The 20,731-nt window shown below is 67.6% G+C and carries 19 protein-coding genes; 13 read left to right on the top strand and 6 right to left on the bottom strand.

Going from position 1 to position 20,731, the window contains the following annotated elements; translation table 11 throughout:
• Window positions 1-82 precede the first annotated feature (82 nt).
• Window positions 83-706 (top strand): PIG-L deacetylase family protein, encoded by a 624-nt coding sequence (locus tag AWB94_RS29230; protein WP_062657469.1) that lies wholly within the window; start codon window positions 83-85, stop codon window positions 704-706.
• 49 nt (window positions 707-755) lie between these two features.
• Window positions 756-2,054, top strand: a complete 1,299-nt coding sequence (locus tag AWB94_RS29225) for a protoporphyrinogen/coproporphyrinogen oxidase (RefSeq protein ID WP_062657468.1) — start codon at window positions 756-758, stop codon at window positions 2,052-2,054.
• Between the two features lies 1 nt (window position 2,055).
• Here AWB94_RS29225 and AWB94_RS29220 read toward each other — a convergent pair whose 3' ends face one another.
• Entirely contained in the window at window positions 2,056-2,688 is a 633-nt protein-coding gene (locus AWB94_RS29220; protein ID WP_062657467.1) for a TetR/AcrR family transcriptional regulator, read from the bottom strand.
• A 67-nt stretch (window positions 2,689-2,755) separates the two neighbouring features.
• On the opposite strand from AWB94_RS29220, the gene AWB94_RS29215 reads away from it, so the two are divergent.
• Window positions 2,756-4,027: a cytochrome P450 gene (locus AWB94_RS29215; protein ID WP_062657466.1), complete on the top strand. Its 1,272-nt coding sequence runs from the start codon at window positions 2,756-2,758 to the stop codon at window positions 4,025-4,027.
• Here AWB94_RS29215 and AWB94_RS29210 read toward each other — a convergent pair.
• Entirely contained in the window at window positions 4,024-4,860 is an 837-nt protein-coding gene (locus tag AWB94_RS29210; protein ID WP_062657465.1) for a Sir2 family NAD-dependent protein deacetylase, read from the bottom strand. The genes AWB94_RS29215 and AWB94_RS29210 overlap by 4 nt on opposite strands.
• Before the next feature lie 37 nt (window positions 4,861-4,897).
• Between AWB94_RS29210 and AWB94_RS29205 the strand changes: the two genes are divergently transcribed.
• Together AWB94_RS29205 and AWB94_RS29200 are read left to right on the top strand one after the other, a co-directional pair.
• Complete coding sequence (locus AWB94_RS29205; RefSeq protein ID WP_062657464.1) at window positions 4,898-5,848, top strand: phosphotransferase family protein; 951 nt, start codon at window positions 4,898-4,900, stop codon at window positions 5,846-5,848.
• 34 nt (window positions 5,849-5,882) lie between these two features.
• A complete protein-coding gene (locus AWB94_RS29200; RefSeq protein ID WP_062657463.1) occupies window positions 5,883-7,922 on the top strand; it encodes an NAD(+) synthase in 2,040 nt (679 codons plus the stop codon).
• Here the strand turns inward: AWB94_RS29200 and AWB94_RS29195 are convergent, their stop codons facing one another.
• Together AWB94_RS29195 and AWB94_RS29190 are read right to left on the bottom strand one after the other, a co-directional pair.
• Window positions 7,923-9,104, bottom strand: a complete 1,182-nt coding sequence (locus AWB94_RS29195; RefSeq protein WP_062657462.1) for a DUF2306 domain-containing protein — start codon at window positions 9,102-9,104, stop codon at window positions 7,923-7,925.
• A gap of 91 nt (window positions 9,105-9,195) precedes the next feature.
• Window positions 9,196-10,098, bottom strand: coding sequence for a ribokinase (locus tag AWB94_RS29190; RefSeq protein ID WP_062657461.1), 903 nt, complete (start codon window positions 10,096-10,098; stop codon window positions 9,196-9,198).
• An 18-nt stretch (window positions 10,099-10,116) separates the two neighbouring features.
• Here AWB94_RS29190 and AWB94_RS29185 point away from each other — a divergent pair, with 18 nt between their 5' ends.
• The 8 genes from AWB94_RS29185 (at window position 10,117) to AWB94_RS29150 (ending at window position 17,099) form a co-directional block, all read left to right on the top strand.
• Window positions 10,117-11,397 (top strand): glutamate-5-semialdehyde dehydrogenase, encoded by a 1,281-nt coding sequence (locus tag AWB94_RS29185; RefSeq protein ID WP_062657460.1) that lies wholly within the window; start codon window positions 10,117-10,119, stop codon window positions 11,395-11,397.
• 21 nt (window positions 11,398-11,418) lie between these two features.
• On the top strand, window positions 11,419-12,306 hold the full coding sequence (locus tag AWB94_RS29180) for an AAA family ATPase (protein WP_062657459.1): 888 nt from the start codon (window positions 11,419-11,421) through the stop codon (window positions 12,304-12,306).
• A 13-nt stretch (window positions 12,307-12,319) separates the two neighbouring features.
• Window positions 12,320-13,765 (top strand): vWA domain-containing protein, encoded by a 1,446-nt coding sequence (locus AWB94_RS29175; protein WP_062657458.1) that lies wholly within the window; start codon window positions 12,320-12,322, stop codon window positions 13,763-13,765.
• Window positions 13,766-13,873: 108 nt separating this feature from the next.
• Entirely contained in the window at window positions 13,874-14,494 is a 621-nt protein-coding gene (nadD, locus tag AWB94_RS29170; RefSeq protein WP_165605341.1) for a nicotinate-nucleotide adenylyltransferase, read from the top strand.
• On the top strand, window positions 14,491-14,877 hold the full coding sequence (rsfS, locus tag AWB94_RS29165; RefSeq protein ID WP_062657456.1) for a ribosome silencing factor: 387 nt from the start codon (window positions 14,491-14,493) through the stop codon (window positions 14,875-14,877). The genes nadD and rsfS overlap by 4 nt, the downstream gene beginning before the upstream one ends.
• Window positions 14,874-15,530 carry a glucosyl-3-phosphoglycerate phosphatase gene (gene gpgP, locus AWB94_RS29160; RefSeq protein WP_062657455.1) on the top strand — a complete coding sequence of 219 codons (657 nt, stop codon included), beginning with the start codon at window positions 14,874-14,876 and terminating at the stop codon, window positions 15,528-15,530. The genes rsfS and gpgP overlap by 4 nt, the downstream gene beginning before the upstream one ends.
• Entirely contained in the window at window positions 15,520-16,266 is a 747-nt protein-coding gene (gene octT / locus AWB94_RS29155) for a diglucosylglycerate octanoyltransferase (RefSeq protein ID WP_062657454.1), read from the top strand. Before gpgP ends, octT begins: the two co-directional genes overlap by 11 nt.
• Entirely contained in the window at window positions 16,263-17,099 is an 837-nt protein-coding gene (locus AWB94_RS29150) for a DegV family protein (protein WP_062657453.1), read from the top strand. Before octT ends, AWB94_RS29150 begins: the two co-directional genes overlap by 4 nt.
• Here AWB94_RS29150 and AWB94_RS29145 read toward each other — a convergent pair whose 3' ends face one another.
• Together AWB94_RS29145 and AWB94_RS29140 are read right to left on the bottom strand one after the other, a co-directional pair.
• Window positions 17,100-18,140, bottom strand: a complete 1,041-nt coding sequence (locus AWB94_RS29145) for an NAD(P)H-dependent amine dehydrogenase family protein (RefSeq protein WP_062657452.1) — start codon at window positions 18,138-18,140, stop codon at window positions 17,100-17,102.
• 72 nt (window positions 18,141-18,212) lie between these two features.
• Entirely contained in the window at window positions 18,213-20,327 is a 2,115-nt protein-coding gene (locus tag AWB94_RS29140) for a cellulase family glycosylhydrolase (protein WP_131805315.1), read from the bottom strand.
• Window positions 20,328-20,731: the final 404 nt, after the last annotated feature.

The following is a 20,731-nucleotide window of genomic DNA, read 5'->3' as shown; positions in this document are numbered from 1 at the left end:
GGCGAGCTAATGTGCACGGATCGCCGAGATTAAGGTTATGCTGCCTGAAATCCAGGGTTCAGCAAAGTGAAGGCCAGGGGGCATGACGCGGCGATCGGTACTGGCAGTGGGGGCCCATCCCGACGATATCGAGCTCGGGTGCGGCGGTGCGCTGGCAAAGCATGTGGCCGCCGGTGACCGCGTCACCATGCTGGTCGTGACCCGCGGCGAGGTCGGCCCCGGCGACACCGCGCAACGGGTGGACGAGCAGCATCGCGCCGCCGAGGTACTCGGCGTCGACCAGTTGTTGTGGGGTGAGGGGTTCGCCGACTGCCGGGTGTCGCTGCAGGAGTTCGAACTCGTGCACCTCATCGAAGACGCGATCGAAAAGGTATCGGCGACGGTCGTGTACACGCACATGGCCAATGACAGTCACCAGGATCACCGGGTGGTGTCCCGGTGCACCATGGGTGCGGCGCGGTGGGTCTCGACGATCATGGCCTACGGCGGCCCGTCGGCGGTGGGCTTCAACCCGACCGTGTTCATGGACATCTCGGATTCACTGGACAAGAAGGTTGAGGCGCTCATGTGCCACGTCTCGCAGGCCGAGGCCAGCGAGAAGGTCAGTGCGTCGTGGGTGCGCAGCACCGCCGAGCACTACGGCTTCCTGTGCCGTCGGCCGTTCGCTGAGGGTTTCGAGCCGGTACGCCAGGTCCTCGACTTCTGAGAACCGTGGGGCGAGCGAAGCGACGGGTATTGGCACCAGGGCGTGAGACGTGCCCACGTTTCTGGTGATAGGCGCCGGCACCACCGGCATCGGCGCGGCGGTGCGGCTCACCGAGTTGGGCATCGACCATCTGGTGGTCGACGCAGGCGACCAGATCGGCGGGATGTCCGCCTCCGTCACCGATGGCCAGGGCTTCACCTGGGATCTCGGCGGACACGTATTGCACAGTCATTTCCCCGAATTCGATCAGGCGGTGCGGGCCAGCGGCGTCGGCATCAACCAGGTGACCCGCAACGGTTGGGTGTGGCTCACCGGCGACGGACCACAGAGTCTGGTGCCCACCCCGATCCAGCAGCAGCTCACCGAATTGCCCACCGACCTGCGCCCGGACGCCCCGGTGCGCAACCTCGCCGACTACTACCGCAATCATTTCGGAAGTTGGCTCCACGACCGGTTTTTCGAACCGTACAACCGCAAGATGTGGACGGCGCCGCTGGACCAGATCGACCACACCTGGACCTCACTGCGCAGCGGCAGCCTCACCCCGAACGTGCCGCGGCTGGCGTTGGCCGGGAGTGCGGCCCCGGCGCCCGCCGAGGCGTTTCCCTATCCGCAGGGAGGCACCGGTGCGCTGTGGCGGGCCGTGCAGGACGCCTTGATGAAGCCGGGATCGGTGCGGCTGAACACGGCGGTGGTCGGGGTGGACGCGGCCAGCCGGGTTGCGACCCTGGACGACGGTTCCACGGTGCGCTACGACCACTGCGTGAGCACGGCGCCCATCACGACGGCGTTGAACTGGGTGGGGCAGGGGAGGCAGGCGGCCGGGTTGCGTGCCAGCCGGGTGCACGCGATCGGCCTGGGCTATCGCGGTGAGCCGCCGCCGGCGCTGGCCGACAAGACGTGGCTGTACTGCCCGGACGAGCGCGTGCCGTGGTACCGCGCGACGATGCTGAGCAACTACGACCCCGGCAATGCCGGGCCGGGACGCTGGAACGTGTTGTGCGAGGTGCCGTCGTTCCCCGGTCGGGCCGACTCCGCGCAGGCTTCGGTCCAGGCGGTGCAGACCTCGTTGGCGGCACTGGGCGCCGACCCGAGCTCGGTGGTAAGCCGGTTCGCACGCACCATCCCGTTCGGGTACCCGGTGCCCACGCTCGGCCGCGATGAGGTGCTGCGGGCCGCCGATGCGACGCTACGTGGCGCCGGTATCCACAGCCGCGGCCGATTCGGCGGCTGGCGTTATGAGTCCTCGAATCAGGATTACGGGTACCTGCAGGGGCGCCAAGCCGTCGACAACGCGCTCACCGGTGCCGCCGAGGACGTGTACTGGTATCCCGAGCGATTCTCCTGAGTTACTCGATAGGCTTCAGATACAGTGCGCCCCAAACGATTTTGGTGAGAGCGGTGGCCAGCTCCGCGTCATAGGACGGTGGCTGTGCCGGTAGGTTCTGATGGCAGCTGCGTTCCACCATCCAGGTCAGCGAGCTGGCCGTGGCCGTCACCGGCAGCGAGCGGCGGATGGAGCCGTCGGCCTGCCCCTCGGCGATGATGCGGGCCACCTGCCCGGTGATCCCGGCCAGCAGCTCACCGTAGGTGTCCCGGACGGCCGCGTCGTAACCGGCCATCTCGTTGAGCGCGACCAGAACCGGCTGGTGGCGGCGGTAGCTGGCGATGATGCCCGACATGGCGGCATGCACGTCCGAGGGATCGTGCCGGCCGGCCACCTGCCACCACCGGCCGGCCGCCTCGGCGAGCTCGCCGAACACCTGGGTGGCCAGCCGGCGCAGCAGATGGCCCTTGTCCTCGAAGTAGATGTAGAAGCTGGCGCGCGAGATGCCGGCCTCGGTGGCCAGCCGGTCGACGCTCAGTTCGGTGAAGCTCGCACCGTCGGCCATCAGCCGGTCGGTGGCCTCCAGGAGGTCGCGTTCGATCTGCTGACGCCGCTGCTGGCGTTTGGCCTGCGGTTTCCGCGTCACCGACGGCATGCCCGCCAGACTATCGGCTCCTCGCACGCCTTGACTAGACACACTGTCTAGATTTATCGTCACCGCCATGACTGTGTCACCGATCACACCGGCCGCGACCGATCGCCCGTACGACCCCGTCGACCTGTCCTCGCGTGCCTTCTGGGCCACCACCGCGGTCGACCGGGAGGCGTCTTTCGCGCAGCTGCGGGCGCACCGGCCGGTCAGCTGGCATCCGCCGGTCGAGGACGCGCTCATGCACGACCCGACCGACGCGGGGTTCTGGGCGGTCACCCGGCACGCCGACATCGTCACCGTCAGTCGCGACAGCGACACCTTCCTGTCCGGAAAGGGCGTGCTGTTCGAGACGGTGCCCGAGGAACTGCTGGAGGCCTCACAGTCCTTCCTGGCCATGGACGCGCCGCGGCACACGTTGATCCGCAAGGTGGTTCATTCGGCCTTCACGCCGCGCCAGGTGGCGCGCATCGAGTCCTCGATCAAACACAATGCCAAGGTCATCGTCGAGGAACTCGCGGCCGCGGGCAGCGGGGTGGACTTCGTCGCGCACTGCGCCAAACAGCTGCCGGTGCGGACCATCTCGGACATGGTCGGCATCCCCGAATCCGAACGCGACCGGGTGGCCAACGCCGCGGATGCCCTGGTGTCCTGGGCGGACCCGGTGTATCTGGCCGGGCGCAACCCCCTTGAGGTCCTGCTGGAAAACCAGATGTATCTGCATCAGGTTGCCGGTGGGTTGGCCGCCGAGCGGCGCGCCAACCCGGGTAACGACCTGATCAGTGCATTGGTGCACGCCGAGGTCGACGGTGACCGGCTCACCGACTTCGAGGTGTCCGCGTTCTTCGTGCTGCTCGCGGTGGCCGGCAACGACACGACCCGTCAGACCGCCAGCCACGCGATCAAGGCGCTCACCGACTTCCCCGAGCAACGGGCCTGGCTGCTGGACGACTTCGACGACCGGATCGGCACGGCGGTCGAGGAATTCGTGCGGTGGGCCAGTCCGGTGATGACGTTTCGGCGCACCGCCGCCGTCGACGTCGAACTGGCCGGACAGCGCATCGCCGCGGGGGAGAAGGTGGTGATGTTCTATGCCTCCGGCAACTGGGATGCCGAGGTGTTCGACCGGCCGGAGGTCTTCGACCTGAGCCGTAAGCCCAACCAGCACTTGGGGTTCGGCGGGGGCGGCCGGCATTTCTGCCTGGGCGCGCACGTCGCTCGCACCCAGTTGCGGGCGCTGTTCGCCGAACTGCTCACCCAACTGCCCGGTATCGCCGCCGGTGAACCTTCCTACCTGGCGGGCAATTTCGTGCACGCCATTCGGGCCATGCCGTGTTCGTTCTAGGGCGCCGCGACCACCGACGGCAGCTCGCCGGCCAATAGCGTCAGCAGCTCCGAGCAGCCGCCCTCGACTTTCACTCCTGCCTGCGCGTCACCGCGGGTGGACCCGCGGTTGATGATCGCGATGGGCTTGGCCGCGGCTGCGGCGTGCCGCACGAACCGGTAGCCGGAGAACACCGTCAGTGACGACCCCGCCACCAGCAGTGCGTCGGCCGCATCGACCAGCGAATAGGCCTCGGCCACACGATCTTTCGGCACGCTCTCGCCGAAGTAGACGATATCGGGTTTCAGCATGCCACCGCAGCGCGGACAGTCCAGATAACGAAAACTCGAGGTGTCGGTGACCACGGCGTCGGCGTCCGGTGCCACCGCGATGCCGCCGACCCGTTCGGCTCGTTCGATGAAGCCGGGATTGAGCGCTTCCAGCTCGTCGGCCAGCGCGGCCCGCGACATCGTGTATCCGCACGACAGGCACACCACCTGCGCGTAGGTGCCGTGCAGGTTCACCACGCGGCGACTGCCGGCCTTGGTGTGCAGCAGATCGACATTCTGGGTGATCAGCCCGATCACCACGCCGGCATCCTCGAGGCCGGCCAACGCGCGGTGGCCGGCATTGGGCCGGGTGTCGTCCATGTGGCGCCAGCCGACGTGGTTGCGCGCCCAGTACCGCTGGCGAAAGACCGGATCGGAGGTGAACTGGGCGATGGTCATCGGATTGCTCGGCGGCGAGTCCGGTCCGCGGTAGTCGGGGATGCCGGAATCGGTCGACATGCCGGCCCCGGTCAACACGGTGACGCGGCGACCCGCGAGCGCGGCGACCAGTTCGGGTGCTTCCACGACGTCGAGGATAGGCCGCCCTGGCAGGGTGGAGCGTATGCCTGATGAACCGACACGGTCGGCGGACTGGCTTTCCCCTGACCAACTCGCCGAGCGGACGCAGCATGCCGCCCGGGCCGCGCTCGACGCGGGCCGGGCACTGGGCCTGGCCGCCGAGCGCGCGACCGTGCTGCACGATGTCTTCTCTGTTGTCGTGCACCTCGAACCGGCACCCGTGGTGGCCCGCATCCCGGTGGTGGTGCCGCCGGGGTACACCCCCGCGCTGCAGACCGCCCGCCAGCAACGCGAACTCGATGTCGTCACCTGGCTGAACGCCCGCGGTGTGCCGGTGGTGCCGCCCAGCCCGCTGGTACCGCGCCGGCCGGTACGCCGCGGCGGGTTCGCCATGACGTTCTGGGAACTCGCCGACGTCACGGCCGACCACCAACCGTATGCGGCGGTGGCCATCGCCAAGAGCGCCGAACTCCATGCCGCCCTGGCCGGCTACCCGGCCCGGCTGCCGTTCCTGGCGCCGTTCACCGAGGCGGGGCCCGGTCTGTTCGCCGCGCTGGAACCCTCGGAGCTGCTGGGCGGCAAGGATATCGAACGGGTCCGCGCCGAGTTCGCCGAACTGTCGGCGGTGCTGGGTGATGCCGCAGCCTTCACGGCCAGCCATCCGGGTGTGACCTTGCAGCCATTGCAGGGAGACGCGCCGTCACACAACGTCATTCGTACGACCACGGGAGTCAGGTTCTCCGATTTCGAGGATGTCTGCTCGGGTCCGGTCGAATGGGATCTGGCCATGCTCGGACCCGATGCGGTCGCCGAGTACGACGCCGCCGCCATGGAGCTGGGGTTGCGTCGGACCGACCCGCGCGTACAACAGCTGATGGACGCCGCGCGCACGCTGCAATTCATCGGTTGTGCGGTGTTGGTCCCTCAACTGCCCGTATTGGCACAGGGACTGTCCTCGGTGATAGCCGACTGGCGCAAGGCGCCGCCGATGTGAGCTGTCCGGGTGCGGGCAATGCCAGAATGGCCGGGTGGACTTCTACTCCGCCTACCGGCACGGGTACGTCCGGGTCGCCGCGTGCACGCACCATACGACCCTGGCCGATCCGGCCGCCAACGCCGATTCGGTGCTTCGGCTGGCCCGGGAATGCCACGACGACGGGGTCGGGCTGGCGGTGTTTCCGGAGCTGACCCTCTGCGGGTACTCCATCGAGGACATCCTGCTGCAGGACACCCTGCTCGACGCGGTCGAAGAGGCCGTCACCCAGCTGGTGGCCGGTTCGGCCGAACTGCTGCCCGTCCTGGTGATCGGGGCGCCGCTGCGGCACCGCAACCGCGTCTACAACACCGCGGTGGTGATCCACCGGGGCACGATCCTCGGGGTGGTGCCCAAGTCCTACCTGCCCACCTATCGCGAGTTCTACGAGCGCCGCCAGATCGCCGCCGGTGACGACGCCACCGGAACCCTCCGATTGGCGGGCTGCGATGTGCCGTTCGGGCCGGATCTGCTGTTCGCCGCCGCCGACCTGCCGGATTTCGTGTTGCACGTGGAAATCTGCGAGGACATGTGGGTGCCGGTGCCGCCGAGCGCGCACGCCGCGCTCGCGGGGGCCACGGTGCTGGCGAACCTGTCGGGCAGCCCGATCACCATCGGCCGCGCCGAGGACCGCAAGCTGATGGCCCGCTCGGCGTCGTCGCGCTGCCTGGCCGCCTACGTGTACGCCGCCGCCGGCGAAGGCGAGTCCACCACCGACCTGGCCTGGGACGGTCAGACCATGATCTACGAGAACGGGGTGCTGCTGGCCGAATCCGACCGTTTCCCCCACGGCGAGCGGCGCAGCGTGGCCGATGTGGATGTCGCGTTGCTGCGCGCCGAGCGGATCCGGATGGGCACCTTCGACGACAATGCCCGACATCATCGCGCCGCGGAGACGACGCGCCGCATCGAGTTCACCCTGGACCCGCCGACCGGTGATATCGGCTTGCGGCGCGCGGTGGAGCGGTTCCCGTTCGTCCCATCGGATCCGCAACGCCTGCAACAGGATTGCTATGAGGCCTACAACATTCAGGTGTCCGGGCTGGAGCAGCGGCTGCGCGCACTGAACTACCCCAAGGTGGTCATCGGGGTGTCCGGTGGTCTGGACTCCACCCACGCCCTGATCGTCGCGGCCAAGGCGATGGACCGTGAGGACCGCCCGCGCAGCGACATCCTGGCGTTCACGCTGCCCGGGTATGCCACCGGCGACCGCACCAAGCGCAACGCGATCGCGCTGTCCCGCGCGTTGGGCGTGACGTTTGCCGAGATCGACATCCGCGGCGCCGCCGACGTGATGCTGGCCGAGATGGGCCACCCGTTCGCGCGTGGCGAGAAGGTGTACGACGTCACGTTCGAGAACGTGCAGGCCGGTTTGCGCACCGATTATCTGTTCCGGCTGGCCAATCAGCGCGGCGGAATCGTGCTCGGCACCGGGGACCTGTCCGAACTGGCACTGGGCTGGTCCACCTACGGCGTCGGCGACCAGATGTCGCACTACAACGTCAACGGCGGCGTTCCGAAAACGCTGATCCAGCACCTGATCCGGTGGGTGATCTCCTCGGATCAATTCGGCGGTGACGTCAACGAGATCCTGCAGTCGGTACTCGATACCGAGATCACCCCGGAACTGGTGCCCGCGGGTGAGGACGAGGAGATCCAGAGCAGCGAGGCCAAGGTGGGGCCGTATGTGCTGCAAGACTTCTCACTGTTCCAAGCGCTGCGCTACGGCTTCGGCCCGGCCAAGATCGCGTTCCTGGCCTGGCACGCCTGGAGCGATGCCGACCGCGGCGACTGGCCGGCCGGAATCGCGCAGCACAAACGGCCGGAGTATTCACTCAAGGAGATCCGGCACTGGCTGACGGTCTTCGCGCAGCGGTTCTACTCGTTCAGCCAGTTCAAGCGGTCCGCATTGCCCAACGGGCCCAAGGTGTCGGCGGGCGGCGCGCTGTCCCCGCGCGGTGACTGGCGCGCCCCGTCGGATATGTCCGCCCGGATCTGGCTCGAAGAGATCGAGCGGGCTGTCCCGACGGACTAGCTAACGCTCTACCCCGGCAACCTGCGAGCTGGTCGCGACACCGTCTGGATCGTCGGTACGTGACCGAGCCACCACACGGACCACCACGGCAAAGCCGATGGTGATCGGGATCGCCGCCCCGTCCATGCCGCCGGCGATGATCGCATCGGCGGCGGTGAAGTCCGGCGGCACGATCAACGAGTACAGGCTCGCCGACGTCGGCGCTGCTGCGAAACCCCAAAGCAGCCAACGCCATTGGCGCTCGCGCGCGGTATCGCCCGCGGTTCGGGCCCGAGCCACGCCGACCGCCGCGATCGCGACACAGATCCACACCGGAACCAGGTGGAACGCCACCAGGGAGTGCGGGATGGGCGCCGGCAGCCGTTGCGTGAGGCCGGTGTAGGCGAGTGATCCGAGCACGGCCAGCCCCGCCGCGGCGCCGTAGGGCCAGAGCGGTATCGGTGTGCTCGCCGCACGCGGCTGCGAATCCCGGAGCCGGGAGGACTCGGACAGCATGAAGGCGAACGCGGCTGCCCCGGGCGCCGCGACCCCCAGGATCAAGGAGCCCACACCGATATTGGTCAGCACGTCGTGCTGCGGGATCAGCGGTTGGATCCCGATCCAGATGAACCGCAGCAACGGTGCCGCCATCATGAAGGCGATGCTGTAGGTCATCCACGCCCGATGCGTGACGACGTCACGATTGCGGATCGCGTACAGCGCATACCAGGCGCTTGCCAGCGTGCCCACCGCCAAGCCCCGCAATTGCGTCTCGAACGCCGGCCCGATGAAGTGTTGGGCCGGCGGGGTGACGTAGAGAAAGATCAGCGCGGTGACCATGCTCGTCGACATCAGCGCGAGATAGGCGCGGCCGGTCCACCGGTGCGCGGCCGGCCGGCGTTCGCGCAACCGCGCCGAGAACTGGAACATGGCCAACAGCAACGCCAGGGCGCCCAGCGTGGTGTGCACCAGCAGCACCACCCGGTGTTCGGCATACGCCGAGTGCCGAACGACCTCGACCGAACCGTCACCCAGTGCGTACCCGCGGCCGTTGATTGCTGTGTTGACACCGTCCTGCCAACGCGAGACGTCGCCGCTGAACAGTGGCCAGGTGTAGTTCAGGGCCAGCGGCAGGTAGAGAATGGCCACCATAGCGGTGACGATGAACAGCCCCCGCGACAATGCCACGTGCTTGGTATCCATTGAGCGCCAGATTGTAGGTGGTGGCACACCTGACGCACGGGATTTTGCTCAAGCGCGGTCAGAACCGGCCCTCGGTGCATGGCTGCCGACCTCAGCCGAGCGCGTCCTCGATGGCCTCGTCGGTCGGGGCGCAATCACCGGCGCCCGGTACCAGGGTGGCCAGCGCGCCGGCCGCGCAGGCCCGGCGCAGCGCATGCGCCGGCCCGGCGGGCCACCCGGCGGCGAGCACACCGGCGAACACGTCCCCGGCACCGGTGGTGTCCACCGGCTCGACCGCGGGCGCGGGCACGTGGGTGTCGCCGTCGGCGCTGCGATGGCTGGCGCCGCGCGACCCCAGCGTGGTCACCAGATGCGGCACTTGCCAATTCCATTGCGCAGCTTCGGACTCGTTGACGATCACCACATCGCTGACCTCGGCCAGCTCGGCCAATGCGGCCGGATCGGCACCGGCGGGTGACGCGTTGAGCATCACCGTCGCGCCGGCGGCGCGGGCGACCCTGGCCGCCGCCACCGCGGTGGCGATCGGGATCTCCAGCTGCAGCAGCACCACCTCGCTGGCGGTGATGATGTCGCGCAGCCGTGCCGAGTTCAGGCTCAGATGGGCGTTCGCACCGGGAGCCACCACGATGACGTTCTCGGCGTGCGCGTCGACGACGATGCTCGCCGTCCCGCTGGGCACCGGCAAGGTGATCACGCCCGCCACGTCCACCCCGTTGCCGGCCAGGTGCGAGCGCAGCGCTTCGCCCGCCGCGTCATCACCCACGGCGGCGATCGCGCAGACATCGGCACCGGCGCGCGCCGCGGCGATCGCCTGATTGCCGCCCTTACCGCCGGGGCACTGGGTGACCGACGACGCCAGCACCGTCGCACCCGGATCGGGCAGTGTTTCCACCGCGAAGATGAGGTCCATGTTCACGCTGCCCACCACACACACCCGTGCCACGGCCTCACCGTAGTCAGCGTTGGCGGACCCCACCAAGCTCGACCCGCGCATGCCCGTTACCCTGGCTAAATGAGCGTGCAAGCGTCACCGGTCGGCAGCAGCGCAGCGACCGGGGAATCGATCGAAGTCGATCTGCGCCGGCAGGTGCACGACGCCGCGGCCGCCGCGCGCACCGCCTCGCGTGCCTTGGCGGCGCTGAGCACCGAAACCAAGAACCGGGCCCTGCATCAGGCCGCGGACACCATCCTCGAGCACACCCACGACATCCTCGCCGCGAACGCCGCCGACCTCGAAACCGCCCGCGCCGCAGGCACCGCCGAGGCCATGCTGGACCGGCTCGCGCTCGACCCGCAGCGCATCGACGGCATCGCGGCGGGCCTGCGCCAGGTTGCCGGCCTGCCCGACCCGATCGGCGAGGTGCTGCGCGGTTCGACATTGCCCAACGGCCTGCAGCTGCGTCAGCAGCGCGTCCCGCTCGGCGTGGTCGGCATCGTCTACGAGGGTCGGCCCAACGTCACCGTCGACGCCTTCGGACTGACCTTGAAATCCGGTAACGCGGTGCTGCTGCGCGGCAGCTCGTCGGCCGCGCAGTCCAACGGCGCGCTCGTGACCGCCCTGCGCGAGGCGCTGTACGAGTCGGGACTGCCGATGGACGCGGTGCAGCTGCTGCCCAGCGCCGACCGAGTCACCGTCACACATCTGATCCAGGCCCGCGGGCTGGTCGACGTCGTCATCCCGCGCGGTGGTGCCGGACTGATCGACGCGGTGGTGCGCGACGCCACCGTGCCGACCATCGAAACCGGGGTCGGCAATTGCCACGTCTACGTCGACAAGGCCGCCGACCTCGACACGGCCGAGCGGATCCTGCTGAACTCCAAGACCCGCCGGCCCAGCGTGTGCAACTCGGCGGAGTCGCTGTTGGTGGACCGCGCGGTGGCCGACAGCGTGCTGCCCCGACTGGTGACCGTGCTGCAGGACGCCGGTGTGACCGTGCACCTGGATCCCACGGAGGGGGAGCTGCGCGCCGAGTTCCTGTCCCTGGACATGGCGGTGGCGGTGGTCGACGGTGTGGAGGGCGCCGTGGCCCACATCAACGAGTACGGCACCGGGCACACCGAGGCCATCGTGACCACCGACTTGGCCGCCGCTCAGCGCTTCACCGAAGGGGTGGACGCGGCCGCGGTGATGGTCAACGCGTCCACCGCCTTCACCGACGGTGAGCAGTTCGGGTTCGGCGCCGAGATCGGTATCTCCACCCAGAAGTTGCACGCCCGCGGCCCGATGGGGCTGCCCGAGCTGACCTCCACCAAATGGATCGTGTGGGGCGACGGTCAGACCCGTCCCGCCTGACCCCGCCCATCTAGGAGCAACGTGAGCGTTCCTGCCCGCCCGGCCTCGCTGTTCACCGATATCGACGACGTCGCCACCCGGCTCGCCGAGACCGGTTATCTCGCCGACAAGGCCACCGCGACCGCGGTGTTCCTCGCCGACCGGCTCGGCAAACCGCTGCTGGTGGAGGGTCCGGCCGGTGTCGGCAAGACCGAACTGGCCCGCGCCGTCGCGCAGACGACCGGCAGCGAACTCGTGCGGCTGCAGTGCTATGAGGGCGTCGACGAGGCGCGCGCCCTCTACGAGTGGAACCACGCCAAGCAGATCCTGCGGATCCAGGCCGGCCAGAATGCGACCGGCGGTGACTGGGACCAGACCAAGACCGACGTGTTCACCGAGGAGTTCCTGCTGAGCCGTCCGCTGCTCACCGCGATCCGGCGCACCGATCCGACCGTGCTGCTGATCGACGAGACCGACAAGGCCGATATCGAGATCGAGGGGCTGCTGCTGGAGGTGTTGTCCGACTTCGCGGTGACGGTGCCCGAACTCGGCACCATCAAGGCCGAACGGGCGCCGTTCGTGCTGCTCACCTCCAACGCCACCCGCGAGCTGTCCGAGGCGCTGAAACGGCGCTGCCTGTTCCTGCACATCGACTTCCCCGACGCCGACCTGGAGCGGCGCATCTTGCTGTCCCGGGTGCCGGAGCTGCCCGAGCGCGTTGCCGCCGAATTGGTACGCATCATCGGGGTGCTGCGGGCCATGCAGCTCAAGAAGGTGCCGTCGGTCGCCGAGACCATCGACTGGGGCCGCACGGTGCTCGCGCTGGGGATGGACACCATCGACGACGAGCTGATCGCCGCGACGCTCGGCGTGGTGCTCAAACACCAATCCGATCAGATCAAGGCGGCCGGAGAGCTGAAGCTCAACTGAGAGGCCCCACGCGATGACATCCCGACGCACCCGCCCGCCCCAACCACTGGCCCCGCACGGCATCCCGGGCCACCTGGTGGGATTCGTCGAGGCGCTGCGCAGTGCGGGCATCTCGGTGGGGCCCTCGGAGACGGTGGACGCCGGCCGGGTGCTGGCCGAACTGGGCTTGGGGGACCGGGGCGCGCTGCGGGAGGGGCTGGCGTGCGCGGTGCTGCGCCGCGCCGACCACCGCGACACCTACGACACGATGTTCGACCTGTGGTGGCCCGCGGCGCTGGGTGACCGCACCGTCGTCGCCGACGACGAGACCGGCGACGGTGAGCCGCAGGGGCTGCCGCCTGCGGACATCGACGCGCTGCGCCAGGCGCTACTCGCCATGCTGGGTCCCGACGCCGAACTGGACAGCCTCGACGACCGGCTGGCGGCACTGGTCGCGCGCATCGTGGAGGCCTACGGCCGGTACAACTCCAGCCGGGGCCCGTCGTACTCGTCGTATCAGGCGCTCAAGGCGATGGCGCTGGACGAGCTGGAGGGCCGGCTGTTGGCCGGCTTGCTGGCGCCGTACGGCGAAGAGCCCACGCCGACGCAGGAGCAGATCGCCAAATCGATTGCCCAGCAGCGAATTTCGCAGCTGCGCAAGCTGGTGGAATCCGAGACGAAGCGGCGCACCGCCGAGCAGTTGGGCCGCGAGCACGTGCAGATGTACGGCGTGCCGCAGCTGGCCGAGAACGTCGAGTTCCTGCGCGCCTCCGGGGAGCAGCTGCGGCAGATGCGCAAGACCGTGCAACCGCTGGCCCGCACCCTGGCCACCCGGCTGGCCGCCAAACGGCGCCGATCCCGGGCCGGGGAGATCGACCTGCGAAAGACGCTGCGCAAGTCGATGTCCACCGGCGGGGTGCCCATCGAGGTGGTGCTCAAGAAGCCGCACCCGGCCCGGCCCGAACTGGTGGTGCTCTGCGATGTGTCCGGTTCGGTGGCCGGCTTCAGCCACTTCACGCTGATGCTGGTGGCCGCGCTGCGCCAGCAGTTCTCCCGGGTTCGGGTATTCGCCTTCATCGACACCACCGACGAGGTCACCGAGATGTTCGGCCCGGAGGCCGACCTGGCGGTCGCGGTGCAGCGCATCACCCGCGAGGCCGGCGTGTACACCCGGGACGGGCATTCCGACTACGGGCACGCGTTCGTGTCGTTCCTGGACGGCTTCCCCAACGTGTTGTCGCCGCGCTCGTCGCTGCTGATCCTGGGCGACGGCCGGAACAACTACCGCAACCCGCAGACCGACCTGCTGGCCCGGATGGTCAACGCCAGCCGGCACGCACACTGGCTCAACCCCGAGCCCAAGCACCTGTGGGGCAGCGGGGACTCCGCGGTGCCCCGTTACCAAGACCTCATCCCGATGCACGAGTGCCGGTCGGCCAAACAGCTCGCGTCGGTGATCGACGGCCTCCTCCCCGTCTGATCTCCGCCCAATTGCGCATTTGGGTGGATTTGTGCGAGAGCATCCGGGCGAAACGTCGATCTCGGCGCACGCGGACCACCCCGAACCCCTCCCGTAAGCTGGCTCTTCGTGACCAGACGCAGGCTCGGGGTGATGGGCGGGACGTTCGATCCCATCCACCATGGCCACCTCGTCGCGGCCAGCGAGGTCGCCGACCTGTTCCACCTCGACGAAGTGCTCTTCGTCCCCACCGGCCAGCCCTGGCAGAAGCGGGACCGGGACGTCACCGCGGCCGAGGACCGCTACCTGATGACGGTCATCGCGACCGCGGCCAACCCGCGATTCTCGGTCAGCCGGGTGGACATCGACCGCGGGGGCCCCACCTACACCAAGGACACCCTGCGGGACCTGGCCACGCTCAACCCGGACGCCGACCTCTACTTCATCACCGGCGCCGACGCGCTGGCCTCGATCCTGTCCTGGCAGAACTGGGAGGAGCTGTTCTCGCTGGCCCGCTTCGTCGGGGTCAGCCGGCCCGGTTACGAGCTGGACGGTGAACACATCGCCTCGGCGATGAAGGAACTACCCGATGACGCGCTGAGCCTGGTGGAGGTGCCCGCATTGGCGATCTCGTCGAGCGACTGCCGGCTGCGTGCCCGGCAGTCGCGGCCGATCTGGTACCTGGTGCCCGACGGCGTGGTGCAGTACGTATCCAAACGAGGGCTATACACAAAGGAGGCCCGCGCATGAGCGCCACTACCGAAGCGGTGGCCGCGGCCACCGTCGCCGCGCAGGCGGCCGCGTCCAAGCTCGCCGAGAACATCGTCGTCATCGACGTGTCCGGGCAACTGGTCATCACCGATCTGTTCGTCATCGCGTCGGCGTCCAATGAGCGCCAGGTGAACGCGATCGTCGACGAGGTCGAGGAGAAGATGCGGCTGGCCGGATACAAGCCGGCCCGCCGCGAGGGTACCCGCGAAGGCCGCTGGACACTGCTGGACTATGTCGACATCGTGGTGCACATCCAACACAGCGAGGAGCGGGAGTTCTACTCGCTGGACCGGCTGTGGCGGGACTGCCCGCAGGTGCCCGTCGATCTCGACGCCGCCGATGAAGCGGAGAGTTCGCAGTGACCATCCGCCGGCTGGTCCTGCTCCGGCACGGGCAGACGGAGTGGAACGCCGGCAGCCGCATGCAGGGTCAGCTCGACACCGATCTCAGTGAACTGGGGCGTGAGCAGGCCGTCGCGGCGGCCGAAGTGCTGGCCAAGCGGCAACCACTGATCATCGTGTCCTCGGATCTGCGTCGCGCGCTGGACACCGCCACGACGCTGGGGGACCGCTCCGGGCTGCCGGTGCATGTCGACCAACGGTTGCGCGAGACCCACCTGGGTGACTGGCAGGGCTTGACGCATCTTGAGGTGGACGCCGTGGCGCCGGGGGCCCGGGTGGCCTGGCGTGACAATGCCCGGTGGGCACCGCACGGCGGCGAGAGCCGGGTGGACGTCGCCCAGCGCAGCCTGCCCGTGGTGGCCGAACTGCTTGAGTCCCAGCCGGAATGGGGTGCGGACGGGTCGGACCGCCCGGTGGTGCTGGTCGCGCACGGCGGGCTGATTGCGGCCCTGGCCGCTGCCCTGCTGGACCTGCCGGTCGACAATTGGCCGGTACTCGGCGGGATGGGCAACGCCAGCTGGGTGCAGCTGTCCGGGCATATCGTCAACGACGTCATCAAGTGGCGCCTCGATGTGTGGAACGCTTCGGCGCAGGTGGCCAACGATGTCCTCTGATGCGCCCAGGCAGACACTGCTGGTGTTCTGCGACTCGCTGTCCTACTACGGCCCCACCGGTGGTTTGCCCGCAGACGATCCCCGTATCTGGCCTAATATCGTTGCCGAACAACTCGGTTGGGACGTGGAGCTGATCGGCCGGATCGGTTGGACGTGCCGCGATGTGTGGTGGGCGGCCACGCAGGACCCGCGTTCGTGGGCGGCGCTGCCGCGGGCCGGGGCGGTGATCTTCGCGACCTGCGGGATGGATTCGCTGCCGTCGCCGCTGCCGACGGCACTGCGCGAGCTGATCCGCTACGTGCGGCCGTCGTGGCTGCGACGCTGGGTCAGGGACGGATACGGTTGGGTGCAGCCGCGCCTGTCGCCGGTGGCTCGCCCGGCGTTGCCGCCGCACCTGTCCGTCGAATATCTCGAACAGACCAGGGCGGCACTGGATTTCAACCGGCCGGGAATTCCGGTGGTGGCGACGGTGCCGTCGGTGCACATCGCCGATACCTACGGGCGGTCGCACCGCTGGCGTGATGCGACGGTGGCAGCGATCACCGAGTGGGGTGAATCCAAGGCGATCCCGATCGTCGACCTCAAGGCCGCCGTGGGCGAGTACGTGCTGCGCGGGCAGGGTAATCCCGATGGCATCCATTGGAACTTCGAGGCGCACGCCGCCGTCGCCGAACTGATGCTCAAGGGGCTTGCCGAGGCCGGCGCCTACCAGCCGGATCCGCCCAGCCGCTCATGACGGTGCAGGTGGTGACCGATTCGTCGGCACGACTGAGCGCAGAAGACCTGGAGCGCTGGTCGATTCGTCAGGTGCCGCTGCATGTGCTGGTCGGTGACACCGACCTGCGTGACGGGATCGACCCGATGCCCAACGACCTCCACGAGCGTAACCAGGTGACGACGTCGGGCGCGGCACCGGCCGACCTGGCCGATGCCTACCGTCAGGCGCTGGTGGACAGCGACGGTGACGGGGTGGTCGGCGTGCATATCTCGGCCGCGCTGTCGGGCACCTTCAGCACCGCTGCCGGCGTGGTCAGGGAGTTCGGTTCGGCGGTGCGGGTGGTGAATTCGCGCTCGGCGGCGATGGGGATCGGTTTTGTGGCGCTGGCTGCCGCTCGCGCCGCGGCCGCCGGGGCCGAATTGGACGAGGTGGAGGCCGCGGCCCGGGCCGCGGTGTCGCGCGGACACGTGTTCATCGTCGTGCACCGGCTGGACAACCTGCGCCGCAGCGGCCGGATCGGTACTGCGGTGTCCTGGCTGGGTACCGCGCTGTCGTTGAAACCGCTGCTGCACCTCGACGTCGACGGCAGGCTGGTGCTGGCGCAGCGGATCCGCACCGTATCGAAAGCCCATGCCGCGATGGTGGATTCGATAGCCGAGATCGTGGGGGAGCGGAGCGCCTCGATCGCCGTGCACCACGTCGACAACTACGACGACGCGGCCGAGCTCGGTGCGGCGCTCACCGCGCGGTTACCCCAGATCGAGTCGCTCACCGTTTCCGATATGGGCCCGGTGCTGGCGGTGCACGTCGGCGGCGGTGCGGTGGGGGCGTGCGTCAGCCTGGCCGAGTGATCAGTCGGCGAACCGTCCGGTGATCGGGGGCAGGTCCTTGAGCGTGGCGATGCCCGGCGCGGCGGCCACCACCGCCGGTACTGCGTTGGTCACCGGCAGTGCGGTGTAGATCATGCCCAGTCCCATGAACCCCGGTTCGGTCCAGTCCCGCGGCGGCAGGCAGTGCAGCACGGTGCGCATGTTGGGTAGCCCGAACACCTGGATGACATGGCCGTGCTCAAGGGGTTTGGGCGGAGTCACGTGGTTGCCCATGGTCCAGTTGAATCCGACGCTGACGACGTTGCGGTCACCGACCCAGCCGCGGTGGTAGCCGTACACGCTGCCCACGGTGCCCTTCGGGATCTGCATGAACCCCAGGTCGGTGTCGTCGGTGGCCGCGGTGAAGGTCACGTCGAACGTCATCCGGTCCAGGCGCGCGCCGATCGCGTCGGCCATCATGGCTGCCGATTCGGCGAACACCTCGCTCTCGGTCCGGACGCTGTCGGCCAGGCCCGGGGTGTCGGGATCCTGGCCGAAGCCCATCGCCGATTGGGTGCCTGCCGACTCGTAGGTGGAGCAGTCCACCGATTCGGTGATCCGGATCTCGTCGACGCGTTCACACGAGCCGGACAGCACCATGCCGACCATATTGGTCATCCCTGGATGGGCGCCGCTCCCGAAGATGGTGGAATTGCCTGTCGCGCAGGCTTTCCTGATGCGGTCGAGGTCCTCGGGCGTCTGCTTAGCGCCGGTGATCCAGGCAGCGCTGGAGCACACGTTGACGCCTGATTCCAGCAGCCGGACCAGTTCGTCGATGTTGGGCCACAGCGGGTTGTAACAACACGCGTCCGGGCGCAGTGCGATCAGGGCGTCGATGTCGTTGGTGGCCGTCACGCCCGTCGGTTCAGGCCAGCCGGCCAGTTCCGCGGCATCCACACCCACCTTGTCGGCGCCGTGCGCGTACACGCCGACCAGTTCCATATCCGGCCTGCCGATGATGGCGTGCAGTGAGCGTTTGCCGATGTTGCCGGTGGTCCACTGGATGACTCGTAACGGGCTCATGGGTGAACACTATTGCCGAAGTGTTTACGGGTTGTCACGGAGTCCGTCGTTGAATGCCGAGTCGTACGTGCTCTACGACGCAGCGTGGCTGTCGTGTTCGACTCTTGTTGAAATGGTCGCGACGTGCGTCTCGTCGGGGTGGTCCGTCGTGTGATCGCGTGTGCGTTGGGGTCGACGGGAACTCGTGGACCCCATTGAGTCCGACTTGTCGGCGGTGACGTTGTGACGATTGCCGGCAGATGTCTTGTCGTGCGGTGGGTGGGCGGTGCTGGTGCCGGTGTCTGTCGCGTTGTCGGTCTTGGTCGTCGACTCGGCTTCGGCGGTTTGATTCGCGGAAGTGGTAGCGCTTGCGCTCGCGGTGGTCGGGGCGGTATCGGCGCTGGCGATGCTTGCGGGGGCGCCCGCGCTCTCGGCAGCGGTGACGGTGTCAGTGGTGGCCGACTTTTCTTCTGCGTTCGTTGATTTTGCCGTGGCTGCGGTGGTGCTTGTTGTCAGGAGACTGGTTTTGGCGCTCGCCGCTGGCCCGGTGCCCTCGGCCGTTAGTGTGGTGGCTTCGGTGGAGTCTGTGGTCAAGGCCGTCTCGGTTGTGGTTGCGGACGTGGTGCCAGCCTTCTGCAGGGAGCTGGCGAGGTTCTTCAATGCGGTCGCAATTGTTGTGGTGAGTGTCTTGAACCCGGTGGTGAGGCTGGCCACGCCGGCAGTCAGCTGGGTTCGGATGGAGTCGGCCGCGGTGCTCAGGGCGGTGGTGATACTGGTGAGGCCCTTAGCCAGTTGGGTGAACGGAGCAGTGACGGTGGCGACGATATTGCGGAGCAGTTGGGTCAACAGCGCTTGCAAGGTAGGCGTGGAGGTGTCGGTGGCCCAGTCGGGGACGGTCTGGTTGGCGATCCATTGTTCGAGGACTTCGACCGCCAGTTTGGGGGTCCAGTCGGAGGTGAAGAGTCCGAAGTTGTCCTGGTCGACGCCGTCGCCGGTGGCGAGGTCGACCAGCGAGTAGATGAAGGTCGGTCCAACGCCCTCGAGGGAGGCCCAAGCGGTGAGGAAGTCGGCGATATAGGCGGCTTGTTGGGATTGCGTGACGAGTGAGGTCGGGATGCCGTACTCGGTGGCCCAGATGAGTTTGTCGGTGTCACCGTTGGCGTCCATCAGCGCACGTAGCGCCTGTAGCTCCTGATAGGGGCTGTTGGTGGTGGATGCGCCGTCGGTGAAGTCACTGCTGTAGTTGTAGGGATGAAACGACAGTGCGTCGAAGTATCCTTCGGCTCCGGCGGCGTACATCTCTTCGAGGAAGGTGACGGGGTTGACTGTCGACGTGCCGGAAGTGACGCCGGCGCCGAGCACTCCGCCAACGACGGTGGCGTCGGGATCAACGGCTTTGATGGCGGTGTAGGCCGCCTTGAGCAGTTCGGTGTAGGCGGTGGCGTCCGGTGTCGGGGCCCATCCGGTCGACCCGTTGGGCTCGTTCCAGATCTCGTAGGCGGCGATCTCGGCGTCACCGTTGTTGGCGGTGGTTCCATATCGTTCGGCGAGTTCGGTGACGAAGCTGGCGTAATCGCTGGTCGATGTGGGCGCGCCGTAGGCAGAGCTGGTGTCCGACGACGCCCAGGTGGGCGTGCTGGTGATCGCGGCGTCCACGGCGATCCCGGCGTCCGATAGTGCATTGAGCAGAGCGTCTGCCTGAGTCCAGTTGTACGTGCCGTCCGCAGTTTCGATGGCCGCCCAGGGCAGGAATACTCGAACCTGAGTGACGCCCATGGCTTTTAGCTCGGAGATCGCTGAGGACAGTTCTGCGGAGTCCATGAAATACAGCTGCGAGTCAGCTACCCCCGTCGTTGACGAGGAGGTATCGATGGACGACATCAGTGCAATGTTGTAGGAGACAGTGCGGATGTGGGCCCGCGACCGGTCCGGCTGCGCCATCGCAACCACCCCGCTCACCGGTCGCGGCACAGACGGATGCACTACCGCCAGCTCGACCACTGCGACCAGGGTGACCGCGAGGGCAGCGGTCATCCGTCGCATACCAGGCGCCCACTTTCTGGCCATAATTTTCCCCTCACGCATTCGGTCGCACCCGTAAAGGCGGGTTCGGAAAGAACTGTAAACCCACTTATTGCTTTTCGAGACATAACCGACTGGTAAATCCCGTCCACAGGGTTGTGGAGGCGTAAATCGGTAATGGACCAAACTCGGGTAAATGTGCAGAAATGTCGCCGTAATAGCAAAATAAAGGTTACCTGATTGAAAATTAGCTAGTACTCGTGACTATGGTGGAGCCATGCTCACGATGGGGTAAAAGTGCAGTTCATACCCATCAATGGGGTTCGTTGGCGTGTATGCAAAAATGTTTGCTTTCTGGCGCGAACTGTGGGAATTAGCTACAGGCGGCAGCGCTATGCGGCACAATCATAGCTTATTCTGCGAAGTTCTCACATGACTCAAATGCCAAGCCCATGCTTGATATTTTGGCAAATATTAGGAGCTATGGGTTCGGGGGATTATGAGCGGTTTACTGGCTCTTCACAGATGAGGGTGTAGAGGTGGTTGGCGCGTCGTTGCCGGGATAGAGGTCGAGGTCTCTCGAAAATGAG

Source organism: Mycolicibacterium canariasense, assembly GCF_002101555.1.
Lineage (GTDB): Bacteria > Actinomycetota > Actinomycetes > Mycobacteriales > Mycobacteriaceae > Mycobacterium > Mycobacterium canariasense.
The sequence above is the reverse complement of the archived record's forward strand: the minus strand, read 5'-3'. Positions and strand labels throughout refer to the sequence as shown.